Source organism: Kitasatospora putterlickiae (assembly GCF_039527695.1).
Lineage (GTDB): Bacteria > Actinomycetota > Actinomycetes > Streptomycetales > Streptomycetaceae > Kitasatospora > Kitasatospora putterlickiae.
On record NZ_BAAAKJ010000137.1, the window covers coordinates 8142 to 24038 of the forward strand.

Genomic DNA, 15897 nt, shown 5'->3' on the forward strand with positions numbered 1-15897 from the left:
GCGGCGCCGAGCGCGGTCAGGCTGATGAGCGTGAAGTCGCCGGCGAAGACGCCCGCGGCGGCTGAGGGTCCGTCGGACTGGGAGGCCGCCGCTGCCGCGCGGTTCCCGTCCGGTCCCCTCGCGGTGCTTGACGTCGCCCCGGACGGCAAGGGCCTGGTGGCCTACTTCGCCGACGGTACCCAGGCGCCGACCGCGCCGGCGGGCCGCACGCTCTCCGACGTCGTGGAGTGGGCGCTGGAGAGTCGGCTGGGTTCGCCGCGTCTGCACCGGCACGGGAAGGACGGCGACGCCCTGGTCGTCCTGACCGACGCCGCGCTCGCGGAGCTCGGTCTGCCGCCGATGGGCCGGGACGAGAAGAAGGAGTTCGTCCAGCGCCTGGGCGCGCTGCCGAAGACCCACAAGACGGTGAAGGCGCTGGAGAAGGCGGGCTGGCTGCTGACCCAGCGGGGACTTGGCCCGTGGGCGCGGGTCTACCGCACTCCCGAGGACGGCAAGCGCCAGTGTGTGCAGCTGTGCGTCCCCGCCTGGGGAGCCCTCGCGACCGGCGGCTGGTCCATCCCCGACGGCCTCACCGCGCACGGCCTGGCCCGCCTGCTCGGCACCTACGCCACCCGGGTCCTCACCCCGCGCGGCTCCACCGCCGTCTCCGGCCTGGAACTGGTCACCGCGCTGCGCCCGCCCACCCGCGCGGTGCGCACCGACACGGGCTGGACGTCCGGACGGGTGGAGGGCTCCCGCCCGAAGGACGCCTTCGAACCGGCGCCGCCGGAGGTCCCGGACGTCCACCCGCTCGCCCAGGACCGCGAGCCGGGCGCCGAGCTCGTGACCGAGGCCTGGGACTGGTTCCGCGAGCTCACCGACGACGAGAAGAAGACGGCCCTGTACGCGGTCGGCCTGGACGTCAACATGGCGTTCCTCGCCGCCGCCGGCCGCCTGTCGCTGCCGCTGTCCGGCCCGGTCCACGAGCTGAACCCCGCCTTCGACAAGACCATCCCGGGCTCCTGGCTGGTCGACCTCTCCCACGTCGACACCGACCCGCTGCTCCCCAGCCCGTTCACCGCGGACGGCTCCCGGCCGACCGGGCCGGCCTGGTACAGCACGGTGAAGGTCGCCTACGCCGTCGAGCTCGGCGCGACCGTGCAGCCGCTGGAGGGCTGGCTGCGGCACGAGCACGGCCCCTACTTGGACCCGTGGCACAAGCACCTGCGCGCCGCGTACCTGGACACCATGGCCGCCCTCGGCGTCCCGGGCGACCTCGCCGACACCGACCCGCTCGCGTTCCTTGACGCCATGGCGAACCTGAAGGCGACCGGCGCCCCGGCGGAGCTGGCGGTCCTCACCGCGATCAAGCAGACCGCCAAGGGCACCATCGGCAAGATGCGCGAGCGCCCGCGCGGGCACGGCTACAAACCCGGCGAGCGCTGGGCCGCACTCGACAGGCCGACCTGGGACCCGCTGATGCGCGCCCTGGTCATCGACACCGCCACCGTCAACCTCCACCGCAAACTGCGCCGCATGTACGCCGACACCGGCCTGCACGCCTTCGCCGTCCTGTCCGACTGCGCGGTCTTCGCCGCCCCAGGGCCGGGTGCCCTGGACATCCTCACCAAGCCGGACGGCACCCTCACCACCTCGCTGCGCCTCGGGGTCTCGCCGGGCCTGGTGAAGTTCGAGGGCTCGAGGCCGATGCCGGAGATCGCCGAGATGCTCGCCGACGACACGAACCCGGCCCGGCACATCAAGACCGGCGGCGTCGTCTCCGCCGACGAGTAGTCCCCCTGCGGCCCGCCGGCACCTGAGCGGCGGGCCGCCCGCTCCACCACCACATGAACACGAGCCGCCCCGGCCGGGGCGGGGAAGGACCTGATGCCCCGTGGGGGAGATCGACGAGGGCCTGGAGCGCGCCGAGCGCACCCGCCCCATCCCGGTGCACCTCAACACCCGCGTGCGCTTCCTGTGGGAGAAGGTCGCCAAGGAGGACACCGCTCAGCTCGCCCAGGCCGCCGGCGTCTCGGTGCGCACCGCGCAGCGCTGGGTGCACGCCCTCAAAGCGGTTGCCGAGGGCGAGCTGAAGGGCGACATCCCGATGGCCAAGGCCAACGCGGCCAAGGTCGAGCGCGCGGTGCGCGCCGCCTGGCAGCCGCGGGTGAAGCAGCGGGTGCGCCGCGACGCGGAGAAGAACGGCTTCACCCTGCACCTGCAGGCCGCGTTCGGCTTCAGCGCGGCGGCCGGCTCCACCGACGACCCCCGCCAGCGCCCGATCACGCAGAAGATGCCCGGCGAGGTCGCCCAGGCCCTCTACGCCGCCCGGGACGCCGGAGCCGACCAGGCCGAGCAGGAGCAGATCCTGGCCGACGCCCTCGGCGAGCACTACTTCCGCCAGGGCGGCCGCGCCCGGCGCCTGGATGTCGAACTGAACGACATCGCGTGGATGGACCTGGAACTGTAGACCGGCCCCGGCACCCCTCGTGTCGCCGAAAGAAAAGTCCCGACCGCCTTCCGGCGGCCGGGACTTTTCTATTTCTGCAACCCATCGCATGAATTCACCGGAGAAATTCGGAGAACCGGACGACCACCGGCTCGCACCCCCGGTGTGCCGCGACTCGCTAGTTGGCCAACGGGACAGGCTTGTTGGCCAGATACTCAGGACCGAGTCAAGCCGGAGGTGTGACTCAGCAGGCTAACTGTCGTGTCAGCACGGAATCTGTCGTCTGTGACCGTGGCACGCTGGTTGGAACCAGTACGGCCGGCGCCGACTAGGCTCACCTCCATGTCCGAGCCAGCCCCTGACCCTCGCATGCAGTCCTTGATCAACCAGCTCCGGCCGGGGGTTGTGAGAACGGTGAAGGTCACCGGGTTCGACGGAGCGGACGTCCTGGTGCGGCTCGTAGATGCCGAAGGAGGGGCGACCGAGATCGGTCGGATTCCTCTGCACGAAGCGTCGATGCGTCGGATCGAGCATCCATCCGAGCTGTTTGAGGTCGGCCAGGAGATCGATGCCGAAGAGGTCGGGCGTTGGCGCGAAGGTCAGCTTCACCTCTCCGCCAGGGCGTGCGAGATCCCGGCCCTGCGCTCCTTCCTCCTCGCATTCGAACGAGGGCAGGTAGTCACTGGGACAGTCTCCGAGGTTCACAACTTCGGGGTTTTCGTTCACGTCGATGGCGAACCCGAGGGCCTGTGCACCGGCTTCATCCGGGTGCCGGACCTGACGTGGGGCTGGATCAACCACCCCTCCGAGGCAGTCGAAGCCGGCCAGCGGATCACCGCTGAGGTGATCATCGCCGAGACGCGCTCCGGTCAGGTCACCCTCTCGTTGAAGGCTCTGCAGGAAGATCCACTCATCCGGTTCGCGGATCAGGCCGGCCGAATCCTCACCGGGCCGATCACTAAGATCGTTCCCTTTGGCGTGTTCGTGCAGCTTGCTCCCGACGTTGTCGGGTTCCTGCATCTCTCTGAGCTGACTGACGAGCCGACCGAGACTCCGGATCAGCTTGTCGATGAGGGCCAGCTGATCACGGTGAAGGTCGCCGAGGTCGATCTCCAGCGTCACCGGGTGCGGCTGGGCGCCGCTGGCGGAGCGGACAGAAGCTAGCGGATGGGCGTACTGGTGCCCGATTCGATCTTCCCGATGAGGGCATCGCCATGCTGACAGAGGAGTCCGCGTAGGGCCGTGTAGTGGTTCAGAGCGTCGGGACGGGAGAGCTGGAACCAGGTGTTCGCCCGACGCTGCTGCCAGACTTGGCGAACGTCCGGGGGCTGTTCGGCTTCGACGTGCCGTGGCGCGAAGAGCGGCTCGCCGCAGGTGACATAGGCCCAGACGAACGCGGCCGCTTCCTGGCGTACTCGGTCGTCCAGGTTGGGGCGAACGGGCCCTGGGACGGGCGGAAGCCTGGTGATGATCTCGTTCCAGATCTCGGACGACAGGGACCAGCTTCGCAACACCTCGCGCCGGCGCTGGTAGTTGGTGGGGTCTGTCGCGCGGTCGAGTTCCTCGGCCAGGTCGCGCAGAGCGGCATTGAAGGCATCCTGCCCACCTCTGAGCCACCGCAGGAGCGTGCCCGTGGCCGCGAACTGGCCTCCGGAAGGGTTGATGCCGAGGAAGTCTGCGGCGTCACCCTGCGCCCTGCCAGATGCCTGTTGGACAAGGAGGACGGCTGCGAGACGGCGTACGGACTTCATTTCCGCCTCGATCTGGAGCGGTGCAAGATGCTCCTGATACCAGTGTTCCTCCAAGAACGCGGGAATGTGTTCAGGGCGGTAGCCGCCCTGTCGTTCTGGGATTCTGGCTCCGCGCGGGCCGGTGCGCCGGTATGTGCGGGTCAGGGGTGCCATCGCTTGTCGCAACCTGTCCGAGCACGAGGACTGATGCCGTTCGAAGACGTGGACCCATGGGGCTCTGCTCGCGCTGCCTGGGCGGGCGGCTCGGGCGTGATCGACGAGTTCGTGGAGATCAGGCTCATCGAGCAAGCGGACGGCCGCCGTCAGCAACCCGGCCGCCGCAACGGGGTCGTTGGGGGGTCTGTCGCGAACCGGGCGGGTGCCTCCGCCAAGGGCCTTGATGTGCTTGCCCACCAAATCCTGGGAATCAGGCTCGATGTGGTCCCGACCGAGAGGCCAGGACGCGCAGAGAACGGCGGTGACCACCCGAAGATCGGTGAAACCTGACGCGGCGTCTGCTGCGGCCTGGTGGGGTTCGAGGAAGTCGAGGAGTCGCTGCTGCGTCCTGAGCATGTTCATGCTCGGGCGGGCAGAACTGGTGTTCCTGAGCTGGTCCAGTCGGGTCCCACAGGAGGGTCCTTTCCGGCCCGGACCGGCGCGTTGGACTGGATGTCGGCACTGCGCCGGGTGCAGGGTGGCGTCCGCGGGCTGGCCGACGAGGAGGGTGACCGCTCGATTGATCCAGTGGCTTTGAGGGCAGTCGTCCTGCAGAAATACCTGGTGGACCGGGCATGCGAAGGCGACGGGCAGATGCCACGCCTTCTTCCACGGGCCTCCGTGCTGCTGCTGGATGGCGGTGCCGTCGCCTTCCAGGCATCTCGGGCAGTAGCGAGGAGCGTCGTTGAACAACCAGTCGTCGCGCGACACCTGCGGTCCGGAACCGGGTCGCAGGCGCGCAATCGGCGGGTAGCGGTCTGACCAGGGAACAAGCGTCAGAGCAGTTGCTTCCTCCTCGCTCAGCCGGGCGGTGCGCGCGAAGGTGCGGGTGTCGAGGTCCAGCAGGAGCCTGCGGCCAAGTTGGGTTGTCGAGGGCCTGATGCAGCCGGTCAGCCGGGCCAGGCGGATCGGTGAAAGCCGGAGACGGTGAGCGAGTCGCAGCAGGTAGCCGCCGAGGGACTCGCCGGGCAGAGGATCAAGGCTCCGGGCCAGCGGTCGGTCGTGGCTGTGGAGTTCAGCCATCGGCGGCCGGCCTGTCGCCCTGGTCGTCGAAGACCGTGTTGCGCGGCCTCCTTCCCGGCTTCTTCCGCGACTGCTGTGGAGGTTTGACGTTCAGCGGGATCTCGGGGACCTCGCCCGCCTCGGGGTCGAGATCGGCGAGATTACCCAGGCGGATCGAGGTGCGAGCCAGAAGCTCGGGTGTCAGCCGCTCCTCGCCACTGGTGATCGCTTCCGTGCAGCCGTCCTCGATCAGCCGTCGAAGCAGACCGACGATGCCGTGAGTGCGGCGGAACAGGTACTCGGGCATGCCGCCCGTGGCCAGCATGCCCTCGAAGGAGTGGAACAGCCGCAGCTGTTCCTCGATCCCCGCAAGGTGTTCGAGGAAGGCGGTGATCCCGACGGGGGTGGAGTAGTCGAACGGGTCAAGGTCGACCATGTCGAAGCGCCGCTCGGTCTGTGTCGAGGCCCCGGCGTTGTGGCTTTTGCCTCGCTTGACGTCCGGGAAGACCCACTGCTTGGTGTGCGGGTCGATGTAGGCGCCCCGCAGCAGTCCGGAGTGGGGGATGTCGACACCGATCAGCACGAGCGTGACGTTCAGGTCCATCAGCTCGCGGATCAGGTCCAGGGTGTCCTGGTCGTCGCCGCGGTGGAGCCGAAGACGTGTCACATCATCGATCAGCAACGCCGTGGTGTTGTGGTCCCGAACCGCGTCGCGGACGGAGCGGATCAGGCCGTCCAGGGTGTTCGGGTGCGGGTCGCCGTAGACGTCCAGAATGGTCTTGCACAACGCCTTCGGTGTCGCCTTCACCGGCAGCCGGCAGTAGGCGACCGGGACGAAAACATCGCGGGTGCCGGCCAGCGGCGCCTGGTCGGGCAGGAGTTGGTGGTGGACGTCCCGCCACAGGTCTTCGAAAGTGGCGGCCGCGGAGCACGCTGTCTCGGTCTTGCCCTGGAACCCGCCGCCGTTGATCATCAGGCCGTCTCGGGTGCCGGGCATGAACTGCACGGCGTTGTTCTGCAGACGCCCGCGCATCAGGTCGGAGACCCTGCGGCTCATCGGCGTCTCCTGGAGCCGCATGTTCACGTGCGTCGCGGTCCGGTGTAGGTCGTGCAGGGCCCGTCGGCGCGGGCTCATGTCGCTGTACTGCTTCAACGACAGCCGCGGTGCCGGGACGAACGTGTCACGGATCTCGCGCCACTGCTGCCAGCCCTCCCACCTGGTGCGGTCGGGCGGCGGTCCGACGCGCAGGAACGGGACGATCGGGCTGTCGCTCTCAGCTGGCCGGTTGACCACCGTGCTCCTCTTCGTCGTCCTCGGGCAGGAGGAACACGTTGCGTTCGCGGAAGCTCGACCCCAGCCGGGGCGGCGGCTTCGGGGTGACCGGGACGGCGGCTTCTCTCCGGCGGCGCCGCTCGGCGTCGAGACTGCTTCGGGTCTGCCCGGCCCGCTGCGGCCACTGCAGCACATTCCCCGCGGTCTGCTGGGGCTGGCGGGATGGGTGGGCAGGCTCGGCGGAGGCCGGTGGCCGGTCGGTCGAGGCCGCCTGGGCCTGCGTGGCCTCGCGGGCGTGTTCGACGCGCTGGGACTTGGTCATCTGGCTGGGCCAGTTGCTGACCGGATCACGGGCGCCGAGCAGTTCCAGGAGGATCGGCAGGAGTTCGGCATCGGTCCGCGGTCGCAGGCCGGCCTCGCGGACTCGGGTCAGGAGTTCCTCGGCGCGCAGGTCACCGAAGGCGGGGACCTGCGATTCCGGCGGCAGCCCGGTCCAGCGCAGAGGGTGCCACTCGTGGGTGAGGGGATCCTGGAAGAAGACGACGCGCCGGTCTCGGGGCTCTCGGCGGATGATCCACATCTGCTTGCGCCGCCCACCACGTGAGGACGCCTCGTGCAGGTAGGGCTCCAGCGCGTCGCCGTAGTAGTAGAGGCCCTTGATCTTCACGCCCCGGCGACCGTGGATGCGCTTGACCTGGTGCTCCGGCAGGAACCGGTAGTAGAGCTCGGGTTGGGGGATCTCCATCGCGAAGCCGGTCTGCGCGAACGACGCAGCGAACAGCGAGTTGGGGCTGTGGTCCCCGCCGGGATCCCATGCCGGCGCGTAGTCGCCCAGCCGGCGGTTCTGCCAGACCTTGACGACCCAGGTCGCGATCACGTGTTCCATCGCGTCGATGGTCAAGGTGCCGTCCCGCTCCGGTTCCGCACCGCGGTCGGCGGTGTCGATGCCGGTGTAGCCGGGCAGGTGCTCGAACAGCAACGACCGGATGCTGCCGAAGACCCGTTCGACCGCCTGCTTGTCCTGGGGCCGCAGCACCCGTGCCGGAAGCACCCGGCAGCCGATCACCTCCTGGACCTCGACCAGGTGGTGGTTGCGGTAGACGCTGCCATGGTCGGTGGTCACCGTCTCCGGCGCGAAGAACGGCAGAGCCGCAACCCGGTGGCCGACAAACTCCGCCACCACCGCAGCCGGCAGTCCCGGGTAGGGCCACTCCATCTCGCCGTCCCAGTCGGCCCGCATGGGCAGCGGGAGCATCACATCCCGCAGCACCATCGCGACGTCGACCGACGTGTCCGACACCAGCGTGAGCCGGAAAGCGCAGATGGAGTGGGTGTAGACGTCCAGCGCCAGCGTCAGGTGGACGCGGACCGGGTCACCGAAGACCCCCTCACGGACCATCACCGGCAAGATCGTCGTGTCCAGCGCGACCACCTGGCCCGGCCTGGTGACCAGCACATGCCCGTCCTTCTCGGGCAACGACGCGGAGCGTTCATAGCGCTGCCGACCACGGCCGGGACCGAACCACTCGTGCCAGACCCGCCTGAGCGTGTCGTAGCTGGGGACCTTGATCTCCTGGCTGGGAAACGTCTCCCGGACGTAGCGGTGGATCATCGTCTCCCGGGTGCGGGCATCCACCTTGGAACGGTGAAGCCGGGTCTCCTCCCGAACCGCCAGGATCGCTTCCCGGACCTCCTCCGAGATGCTGGGGTGCCCGCCGCTCTCGCGCAGCCATCGGTCGTCCGCGCAGCCGATCACCCCGAAGCGGCGCCGTTTGCGCTCCCAGCGCTCCAGTGTCCTGACGCCGACCCGGTCCAGTGCCAGCAGCTTCGCGGCGGCCTGGTCCATGGCCTCCAGCTCGGCCACTTTGGCCTGGCGCCGCTCGGACACGGTCGTGCGGTCGGGGTGGTACTCCGGGCGAGGCTCCCCTGGCCGCGGGTGCAACGGGTCGCCGCTGCGGAAGCCGCAGAAGACCTCCATCAGGTGCTCGAACCGCAACTCCACCAGCGGGACCTTCTCCGGCTTCAGGTCCTTCAACGTCATCTCCTGCCGTCCCCGGTTCGCGCCGGACGAGGAGGTGAGCGACGAGCTGCGGCACTGCGGATGGTTCAGCAGGAACCTGAAGCTGACGCACTGCCGGACACCGGCTCGGTTCATCAGGTGCACTCGGCCGAGATGGGGTTCCTGCCGCTCGACCAGCCACTCGCTCGCATCGAGGACCAGTGCCGCCCCCGGAGCCAGATCCAAGGCGCCCGCGCTCATGACAGCTCCGCCGACATCAGCCTCGACGCATCGGTCAAGGGCTCGGACAGATCCACGCCAAGTCGCCGTTGCCACAACAGGTTCAGCAGCTGGGCCCGCGCGACTGGCCAGAACTGGCAGGCCATCGCGGCCTCGCGGAAGGTCACACCCTGCTCAGCCGCCGCGAGTAGCCCCGGGCGCAGATTCAAGGGGTCGCTCATCGGGCGCCGCCGCGCGTACATCGCGTCCAGGGATGCCTGGACGTGCGGCGACCAGCTGGCCACGACCACGTAGCGCCAGCCGCAGACCAGCGAGAGCTCGTGAGCGGCGGCAAAGGACTCCTCGTCCTCGGACTTGATCAGCCCTGCCGGACGTACGTCGACGACGAAGACCCCGTTGTCGGAAACCACGAGGTAATCCGGGGTGTGCCGCCGCCACCGTCCGTTTGCCTCGAAGCGCATCCGGAACGGCTGCGAGAGCAGGGTCTGCACGCGACCGCAGAAGTCGAGCGCTCGCAGCAGCCAGTCCTCCTCCAGACTCTCGAAGCCGTGCAGCCGCCCCGTGCTGACCATGTACTCCAGCCCCGGCCGATGCCGCTGATCACGCCGCCAGGCGAAGCCGCGCATCGGAACACTGCCCGCCCAGGGCGCCTGCCCCAATGAGGCCACCGCGCCGGTAACCTCGCCACTTCGGTGACGCCACGTCACCGTCCATCGACGCGTCCACCCCTCGCCGAGGGCCAGACCCTGGCGACCTGCCGTCCTACTGACAGGAACCAGCAGGTCTTCCCACCTGCACAGATGGGACCACAGCGGCCCCGTGTAGGTGGAGCCGCGAGTCGTCGGCGGTGTTGGCAGAGCCCTGCGTGATCTGTCCACCCCACAATCGAAGTGGCCAGCTCGCGTCGGCGGGGCGGCTTCTTCGGAGTTGGCGACAACTTGCTTGCCGAACGATCAGCTACCGACAGATACCTTGCTGAATCGGCGACAGTTGTCGTGCTGACCCGCCTGAAGAACCACACGTCGAGTAGTGCAGTTAGCGACAAGTAGCGTGCTGAGTCACAGGAGGTCGCTTCGAGGATCTGGATGGTGGCCGCGCCGGGTGGGTACGAACGCGGGCCCGGCCGATCAGGAGCAGCAGCGCGCTCCCGACGGACAGCCCGATAACGCGTGGCGGTGAAGCCCCCTGTCGGGCATCGTGCCGGATCATGAGTGACGAAGACGTCTTGACCTATGCCCGTTTCAATTCGCTCGATGGTCTGCTGCAACGCGGCCGCGGCCTGGGCGCCGTACAGGCGCTGAAGGCTCGGCAAGCGGCTGCGCCTTTTGTCTACGACGGGATCCGACGGGACTGGCGGTGGGACGGCATCGACGACCGCTCCCTCTACCTCGCCCGGCTGGTCCGGGACCTGGAGCTGTCACCGACGCCTGTGGTGGAGCTGTTGGCCGGGGACGAGGAACAGTGCGAGCGGGCCGCCGATGTGCTGGAGCTGCTCGCTCTCGAAGGATGCGACGAGGCCCGGGAAGCCATCCGCTCCCACATCCGCAAGGGCCCGCACTGGGTCTCCGTACTGGAGGCGGTCGCCGACCGGTGGCCGCTGGAGTGGTGGGAGGATCTGGGGGAGGTCGCACGGGCCCGAATCCGCGGGGAGCCGGAGCCGCCGTGGTTCATCGAGCCGTGGATCCGGTTCGGCATCCAGGTCCAACGACCCGAACCCGCCCCACCCCCTCCCGACCTGACCAACCTGACGGACGGCGAACTGCTCGACCTGCTGGCCCGCTCCCAACCCGGAGCCGCAGCGAAGGACGATGCCCTGCGGGAGCTGTCCCGCAGGGACCCGGTGGAGCAACTGATCCCGCTCGTGCCCTCGCTCGGCACCCCGGACGGCCGACGCCCCCTTCCACGACTCACGCGGGCCGTCGACCGCCTGGGCGCCCTGGCCGTACCGGCTGCGCGGCGCTGGATCTGCGACGAACGGCCGTGGCTGGCCCGGCTCGGCGCAGACGTCCTCTCCGACCACCTCGGCCCCGAGGTGATACCGGTACTCATCGCCCAACTCGCCGACCAGTGGCGAACCCGCACCTGGTGCGGCCCCAAGACCACAGCGCGGCGGCTGGCCCGCTTCGGCCCGGACGCCGCCGACGCGGTGCCCTACCTGCGCCGGCTCTGGCTGCACACTCCGCACTCGTACGAACGGGCCGCCTACCTGGAGGCGCTGGCCGCCATCGACACCGACGGCCTCCAACATGCCTACACCGAATCCCTCTGGGACTGCGAGGACCAGGCCAGGCTGCTCGGCATCACCCACGCACCCAACTGTCCTGAAACCCTGACGCGGATCGCGGCGCTGCGCGACGACCCCATCGAGGAACCGGAGGTACGGGCTGCCGCCAGAACACGACTGTCCACCCTCTCCCCCAACCACAGCTAATAACCATCTCGACCATGATCGCGGTCTGGCCAACTATCCTGTCCTGTTTGGCCAACTATCGAGTCTAAGGGCTGTCCCGTAATTGATCTTCGGGCGTCTCGGGCGCAAGTCGATACTCGGCGGTCGCCCTCCTCACGCGGCCTGGAGGTTGTGCAGGCGGGCGATGCCGAGCATGGCGTGGTGGACGCCGTCGCCCTTGAGACGGCAGTCGCGGAGGATCTTCCAGGTCTTCATCCGGGCGAAGACGTGCTCGACGCGGGCGCGGACCTGCTTGTGTTCGCGGTTGTGCTCGGCCTGCCACTCGGTGAGCTCACCGCCGCGTGGCCGGCGGTGCGGGATGACCAGGCCCGTGCCCAGTGACACGCAGTGGACCCCATTGCGCCACCCGTGCGGGTGCGCGGTCGACTGGGGATGGAACAAGGCGTCGCAGTCGCCTCCCGTCTTCATCGACTGGTGCTCCTACGCCTTCGACCACCCCTGCCCGTGGCACGGTGGCGAGTGCAACGCTCCAGTCTTCTCCGAGGCAGGCGACATCCTCCTCCTGGAGCCGTCTCCCGGATTCACCGTCTACGCCCGCCTCACCGCCGACGACGACACCGCACTCGCCGACACCATCACCGCCCAGCTACGCCATGTGACCGAGCACCAGGCTCGAGGGCGGGAGGCCGTGGCTGTGGCTCCGTAGGTGACAACGGAGAGCGGTTGTCGATGAGTTTGGGCAGCAGAGGTCGATCTGCTGCCGTCGAAATGTCGCTGGGATCCGAGAGCACCTAAGCGGCGTGTCGGCCGAGACTCGCGGTCACGGCGGTCAGTGAGGTGGAATGAGTCCGATCGGGCCGCGGGTCTGACGATCGGACTGGAGTGCATCGGTGGGGACGGTTCTCAAGGGCGTAAGCCGCGTGCGCTGGCACGAGTTGAAGCATGCCTATGGATCTGCGGCCGATGTTCCCGGCGTGCTGTCGCGGATCGCATGGGGCGACGCTGGCGCGAGTGAGGCAGCCCTGAGCGATCTCGCGCTGTGGATCGGTGAGCTGGCAGTCTTCGACGCGACCGTCGCCGCTGTTCCCTTTCTGTGGGACCTCGCGGTCACCGAGACCGTGAACTCCCGGGCCGGAGTCATCGGGTTGCTGCAGACGATCCTCGAACACGGCAACCCGCCGCAGCCGAAGGTGCAACTGGAAGCTCACCAGGCCGTGCTGAGCCGCCGGGCGACAGCGGACCAGCTCACCCACGACAGTGACCCTGTCGTGAGGGCAGCGGCTCAGAACCTGCTGGCCGGGATCGACAGCCATCTGAGCGAGTCCTGTTGCAGAGTTTGATGCAAGGACCTTCCCTGCTGCTCTGGTGACGGCCGCCGTATGGCCTGACCAGCAGGGGAAGGCCTGAGAGCCGTCAGCTGACGGCCTGCTGCTGTTCGGCGCGGGCGCGGGTGCTGGCGAGCCGGTAGGAGTCGGTGCCGGACTCGATGATGGTGCCGTTGAAGGTGAGGCGGTCGACGATGGCCGCGCAGAGGCGGGGGTCGGTGAAGGTCTTGGTCCAGCGTGCGCCGTGTGGCGCTTCGTTGTATCCCCGACGCAGTCGGGATGAACTTGGAGGGGGGTTCTTGGGTCGCCGAGCTCACCTGAGCGTGAAAGCGTGAGGGGACAGCAGCATGCTCGGAAAGCGGTGTCCATTCGGAGGCGTTCAGAATGGCGTGCCGCAAGACCCGCGCGATATGGCTAAGGCTTGATTGCTTGAAGTCTAATTCCCAGTGGTGCCAAAGACACCCATCGAAACAACGCCTAAGTTCGATGTCACATCATGCCTCGGTCGCGGTTGGAGGCGGAGGCAACCTCCATGGTGTGAGCGCCGCCTAACGAGGGTGGCCAAGGGGATGAGTGGGCAGCCTAAGTCGCGCTCGATACGTACAACGAAGACGTACCACGGGATCGCCTACGGGGCGCGAGCCCTACGGCGACGGAGTGCCCGTAGTAGTCGCAGGAGTCACGACCTGCCGAGGAGGCCGGGAAAGCCGGTCACAGGGCAAAGGGGCACAGGTGAATGAGACGTCCAGCGATGGGAGGTATGCGTAATGCAAAGTGCCACAACGGTGTTGGACGTCATTCGGGAACGCGGCAGAAAGGGTTTGCCGCTAGAGAGGCTGTACAGGGATCTGTTCAACCCGCAGTTGTTCCTGATGGCTTACGGGCGCATCTACTCCAACAAGGGCTCGATGACGCCCGGAGTCACCGGGGAAACCGTGGACGGCATGTCTCTGGAAAAGATCGATGTGATTATCGGTGAGTTGCGTGCCGAATCGTATCGATGGACTCCCGCCAGGCGGACATATATCCCTAAGAAGAATGGGAAGAAGCGCCCGCTTGGCTTGCCGACATGGTCGGACAAACTGGTTGCCGAGGTGGTCCGCCTGCTACTGGAGGCGTACTACGACGTCCAGTTCTCCGATCGCTCCCATGGATTCCGGCCTGGCCGAGGTTGCCACACAGCGTTGAACGAGGTGGTGGAGACCTGGAAGGGAACACATTGGTTCATCGAAGGAGACATCTCTGACTGCTTTGGCAGTCTGGACCACGAGGTAATGCTCGGGGCCCTGAGGGAAAAGATCCACGATGGCCGGTTCCTGCAACTGATACACCGGATGCTCAAAGCCGGGTACTTAGAGGACTGGCGGTGGAACGCCACGCTGAGCGGTGCGCCGCAGGGCGGGGTAGCTTCGCCGATCCTTTCCAACATCTACCTGGACCGGCTTGATCAGTTCGTTGAACAGCAGTTGCTGCCGGACTACAACCGGGGCAGGCTGCGTCAGCGGAACCTGGAGTACGGCCGTATTGGGGCACGGATCAAACGGGCAGGTCGACGCGGGGATCAGGCGGCGGTGCGCTCGCTTCGGCAGCAGCAGCGGAGCCTCCCGAGCGCCGACCCGAACGATCCGGACTACCGACGGTTGCGATACGTCAGATACGCCGATGACTGGCTGCTCGGGTTCGCTGGACCGAAGCGCGAAGCCATTGAGATCAAGGACAAGATGAGAGAGTTCCTGCGCGATGAACTCAAGCTGGAACTCTCCGAACCGAAAACCTTGATCACGCACGCTGTCAGCCAGGCAGCGCGGTTTCTCGGCTACGAGCTGAAAGCCCAGATTGCTGACACGAAGATCACTCGTGGGCGTCGAGCGGTGAACGGGCATATTGGCCTGTTCGTTCCACGGCAAGTGATCCAGCAGCGATGCGCGTTGTATATGAGTAGAGGGAAACCGAAGTACCGCGGAGCACTGCTACACGATCAGGACTATTCGATCTTGGCGAAGTATCAGGCGGAATATCGGGGACTCGTCCAGTACTACCTCCTGGCCCAAGATGTCTCACGTCTGGGTCGCCTGCATTGGGTAATGGAAACCTCCATGCTCAAGACGCTGGCCAGGAAGCATCAATCCACCGTCACGAAGATGGCCCGTCGACATAGGGCGACCATCGAAACGCCCGACGGACCCCGGAAATGCATTCAGGTCATAGTCAATCGCAGTGACGGGAGGAAGCCGCTGGTCGCCCGCTTCGGCGGGATTCCACTCAAAAGGCAGCGGTTCGCTGACCTGGTCGATAAGTCACCATCAACGAGATATGGCGGCAGTAACGAACTGATCCACCGTCTCTTGGCGGGGCAGTGTGAGATCTGCGAGTCACGAGATGGCTTGCAAGTTCATCACATCCGCAAGATGGCCGACCTCAAGCGACCTGGTCGGCCCGAACCCTCTGCATGGATAAAACTTATGGCACAGCGTCGGCGTAAGACCCTCGTGGTCTGCCAAAGCTGCCACTGGGATATCCACGGGGGGCGGGCCACAGTGTCTACCCGGAGATGATTTCACTGGAGAGCGGTATGCGGTGAAAGTCGCACGTACCGTTCGGGAAGGGGCCGTCGGAAAAGGACCCGATCCTCGGGCACCTCGCCGGCGGCCTACTTCACCGGCGAACGACTCGTTCGAGGCGATGACCACGCTGTTCTTTTCCTCCCGCTCGGTCAAAACCTGGAACAGCGCAGACGGATCTCTCCGCGACGCTCGGCTACGTAGCCGCGGACCATCTGGTAGGAGACCTCGTCGGCACCGTGCTCGTCCACCAGCCGGTCGAAGATCCGCTTCACCGTGTGCCGCTGCTTGCGCGGCGCATCCAGATCCGCCCGCAGCATCTGGTCGATCAGGGGCATGAACGGATCAAGCCTCGTAGCCCTGGGCGCCAGCTTCTTGCGCGGCTCGGGCCACGCCGACTCCAGCGCCTTCTTCACCGTCAGGAAGCCAACGCCGTACTTCCGCATGAGGGCGCGGTTCGACAGCCCGGTACGCGAGTCACGGCGGATCGCCGCATACAGATCGACCTTGGACTTCGGCAGCACCCCGGCCCCCTCGTCGTGCAGAGCACAACCATGGTCCCGAAGCAAGCACTCAGGTGTTCTCGAAACTCGGCGACATCACTCTTCCGTGGCACGAGGTGTTCTCACCGCTCAGCGACAGGTGCTCTCACGACACACATTGAACCGCACCGGCTTGGTCGGAGACTCTATGGTGTGGCTGTGACCAGGGGT

12 protein-coding genes and 3 pseudogenes are annotated in these 15897 nt (G+C 67.2%); 7 read left to right on the forward strand and 8 right to left on the reverse strand.

Annotated elements, in window-relative coordinates:
* The 3 genes from tap to ABD308_RS14745 all read left to right on the forward strand — a co-directional run.
* A partial coding sequence (gene tap / locus ABD308_RS14735) for a telomere-associated protein Tap (protein WP_344333682.1) occupies positions 1–1773 on the forward strand: 1773 nt, incomplete at its 5' end.
* A 100-nt stretch (positions 1774–1873) separates the two neighbouring features.
* The gene (tpg, locus tag ABD308_RS14740) at positions 1874–2449 is read left to right on the forward strand and encodes a telomere-protecting terminal protein Tpg (protein ID WP_344333684.1); all 576 of its coding nucleotides are present in this window, start codon (positions 1874–1876) and stop codon (positions 2447–2449) included.
* A 348-nt stretch (positions 2450–2797) separates the two neighbouring features.
* On the forward strand, positions 2798–3592 hold the full coding sequence (locus ABD308_RS14745; protein WP_344333700.1) for a S1 RNA-binding domain-containing protein: 795 nt from the start codon (positions 2798–2800) through the stop codon (positions 3590–3592).
* On the opposite strand, the gene ABD308_RS14750 is transcribed toward ABD308_RS14745, so the two are convergent.
* The 4 genes from ABD308_RS14750 to ABD308_RS14765 form a co-directional block, all read right to left on the reverse strand.
* Positions 3589–5397 (reverse strand): TniQ family protein, encoded by a 1809-nt coding sequence (locus ABD308_RS14750; RefSeq protein ID WP_344333686.1) that lies wholly within the window; start codon positions 5395–5397, stop codon positions 3589–3591. The genes ABD308_RS14745 and ABD308_RS14750 overlap by 4 nt on opposite strands.
* On the reverse strand, positions 5390–6454 hold the full coding sequence (locus ABD308_RS14755) for an AAA family ATPase (protein WP_344333688.1): 1065 nt from the start codon (positions 6452–6454) through the stop codon (positions 5390–5392). The genes ABD308_RS14750 and ABD308_RS14755 overlap by 8 nt, the downstream gene beginning before the upstream one ends.
* 196 nt (positions 6455–6650) lie before the next feature.
* Complete coding sequence (locus ABD308_RS14760; RefSeq protein ID WP_344333702.1) at positions 6651–8909, reverse strand: transposase; 2259 nt, start codon at positions 8907–8909, stop codon at positions 6651–6653.
* Positions 8906–9514, reverse strand: coding sequence for a TnsA-like heteromeric transposase endonuclease subunit (locus ABD308_RS14765; protein ID WP_344333690.1), 609 nt, complete (start codon positions 9512–9514; stop codon positions 8906–8908). Before ABD308_RS14765 ends, ABD308_RS14760 begins: the two co-directional genes overlap by 4 nt.
* A 581-nt stretch (positions 9515–10095) precedes the next feature.
* Here ABD308_RS14765 and ABD308_RS14770 point away from each other — a divergent pair.
* Positions 10096–11319, forward strand: a complete 1224-nt coding sequence (locus ABD308_RS14770) for a hypothetical protein (protein WP_344333692.1) — start codon at positions 10096–10098, stop codon at positions 11317–11319.
* Positions 11320–11451: 132 nt separating this feature from the next.
* Here the strand turns inward: ABD308_RS14770 and ABD308_RS14775 are convergent.
* Positions 11452–11673 (reverse strand): annotated as a pseudogene (locus ABD308_RS14775) (transposase family protein); the annotation flags it as partial.
* Between ABD308_RS14775 and ABD308_RS14780 the strand changes: the two are divergent.
* Together ABD308_RS14780 and ABD308_RS14785 are read left to right on the forward strand one after the other, a co-directional pair.
* Positions 11669–12004: a hypothetical protein gene (locus tag ABD308_RS14780; protein WP_344333694.1), complete on the forward strand. Its 336-nt coding sequence runs from the start codon at positions 11669–11671 to the stop codon at positions 12002–12004. The pseudogene ABD308_RS14775 and the gene ABD308_RS14780 overlap by 5 nt on opposite strands.
* Before the next feature lie 184 nt (positions 12005–12188).
* Positions 12189–12638, forward strand: coding sequence for a hypothetical protein (locus ABD308_RS14785; protein WP_344333696.1), 450 nt, complete (start codon positions 12189–12191; stop codon positions 12636–12638).
* 73 nt (positions 12639–12711) lie between these two features.
* Here ABD308_RS14785 and ABD308_RS14790 read toward each other — a convergent pair.
* Positions 12712–12858 (reverse strand): annotated as a pseudogene (locus ABD308_RS14790) (ATP-binding protein); the annotation flags it as partial.
* Positions 12859–13390: 532 nt separating this feature from the next.
* Between ABD308_RS14790 and ABD308_RS14795 the strand changes: the two are divergent.
* Entirely contained in the window at positions 13391–15178 is a 1788-nt protein-coding gene (locus tag ABD308_RS14795; RefSeq protein ID WP_344333698.1) for a reverse transcriptase/maturase family protein, read from the forward strand.
* A gap of 102 nt (positions 15179–15280) precedes the next feature.
* Here ABD308_RS14795 and ABD308_RS39690 read toward each other — a convergent pair.
* Both ABD308_RS39690 and ABD308_RS14800 read right to left on the reverse strand, forming a co-directional pair.
* Positions 15281–15370, reverse strand: a pseudogene (locus tag ABD308_RS39690) (IS21-like element helper ATPase IstB); the annotation flags it as partial.
* Positions 15337–15708 (reverse strand): hypothetical protein, encoded by a 372-nt coding sequence (locus tag ABD308_RS14800; protein ID WP_425554769.1) that lies wholly within the window; start codon positions 15706–15708, stop codon positions 15337–15339. The pseudogene ABD308_RS39690 and the gene ABD308_RS14800, both read right to left, overlap by 34 nt.
* Positions 15709–15897 lie beyond the last annotated feature (189 nt).

Bases quoted from the DNA above. Each gene is read 5' to 3' on its own strand.
- ABD308_RS14770 (WP_344333692.1), top strand. From the start codon at position 10,096: ATGAGTGACGAAGACGTCTTGACCTATGCCCGTTTCAATTCGCTCGAT.
- ABD308_RS14795 (WP_344333698.1), top strand. From the start codon at position 13,391: ATGCAAAGTGCCACAACGGTGTTGGACGTCATTCGGGAACGCGGCAGA.
- ABD308_RS14750 (WP_344333686.1), bottom strand. From the start codon at position 5,397: ATGGCTGAACTCCACAGCCACGACCGACCGCTGGCCCGGAGCCTTGAT.
- ABD308_RS14745 (WP_344333700.1), top strand. From the start codon at position 2,798: ATGCAGTCCTTGATCAACCAGCTCCGGCCGGGGGTTGTGAGAACGGTG.
- ABD308_RS14765 (WP_344333690.1), bottom strand. From the start codon at position 9,514: ATGCGCGGCTTCGCCTGGCGGCGTGATCAGCGGCATCGGCCGGGGCTG.
- ABD308_RS14760 (WP_344333702.1), bottom strand. From the start codon at position 8,909: ATGAGCGCGGGCGCCTTGGATCTGGCTCCGGGGGCGGCACTGGTCCTC.
- ABD308_RS14755 (WP_344333688.1), bottom strand. From the start codon at position 6,454: ATGCGGCTCCAGGAGACGCCGATGAGCCGCAGGGTCTCCGACCTGATG.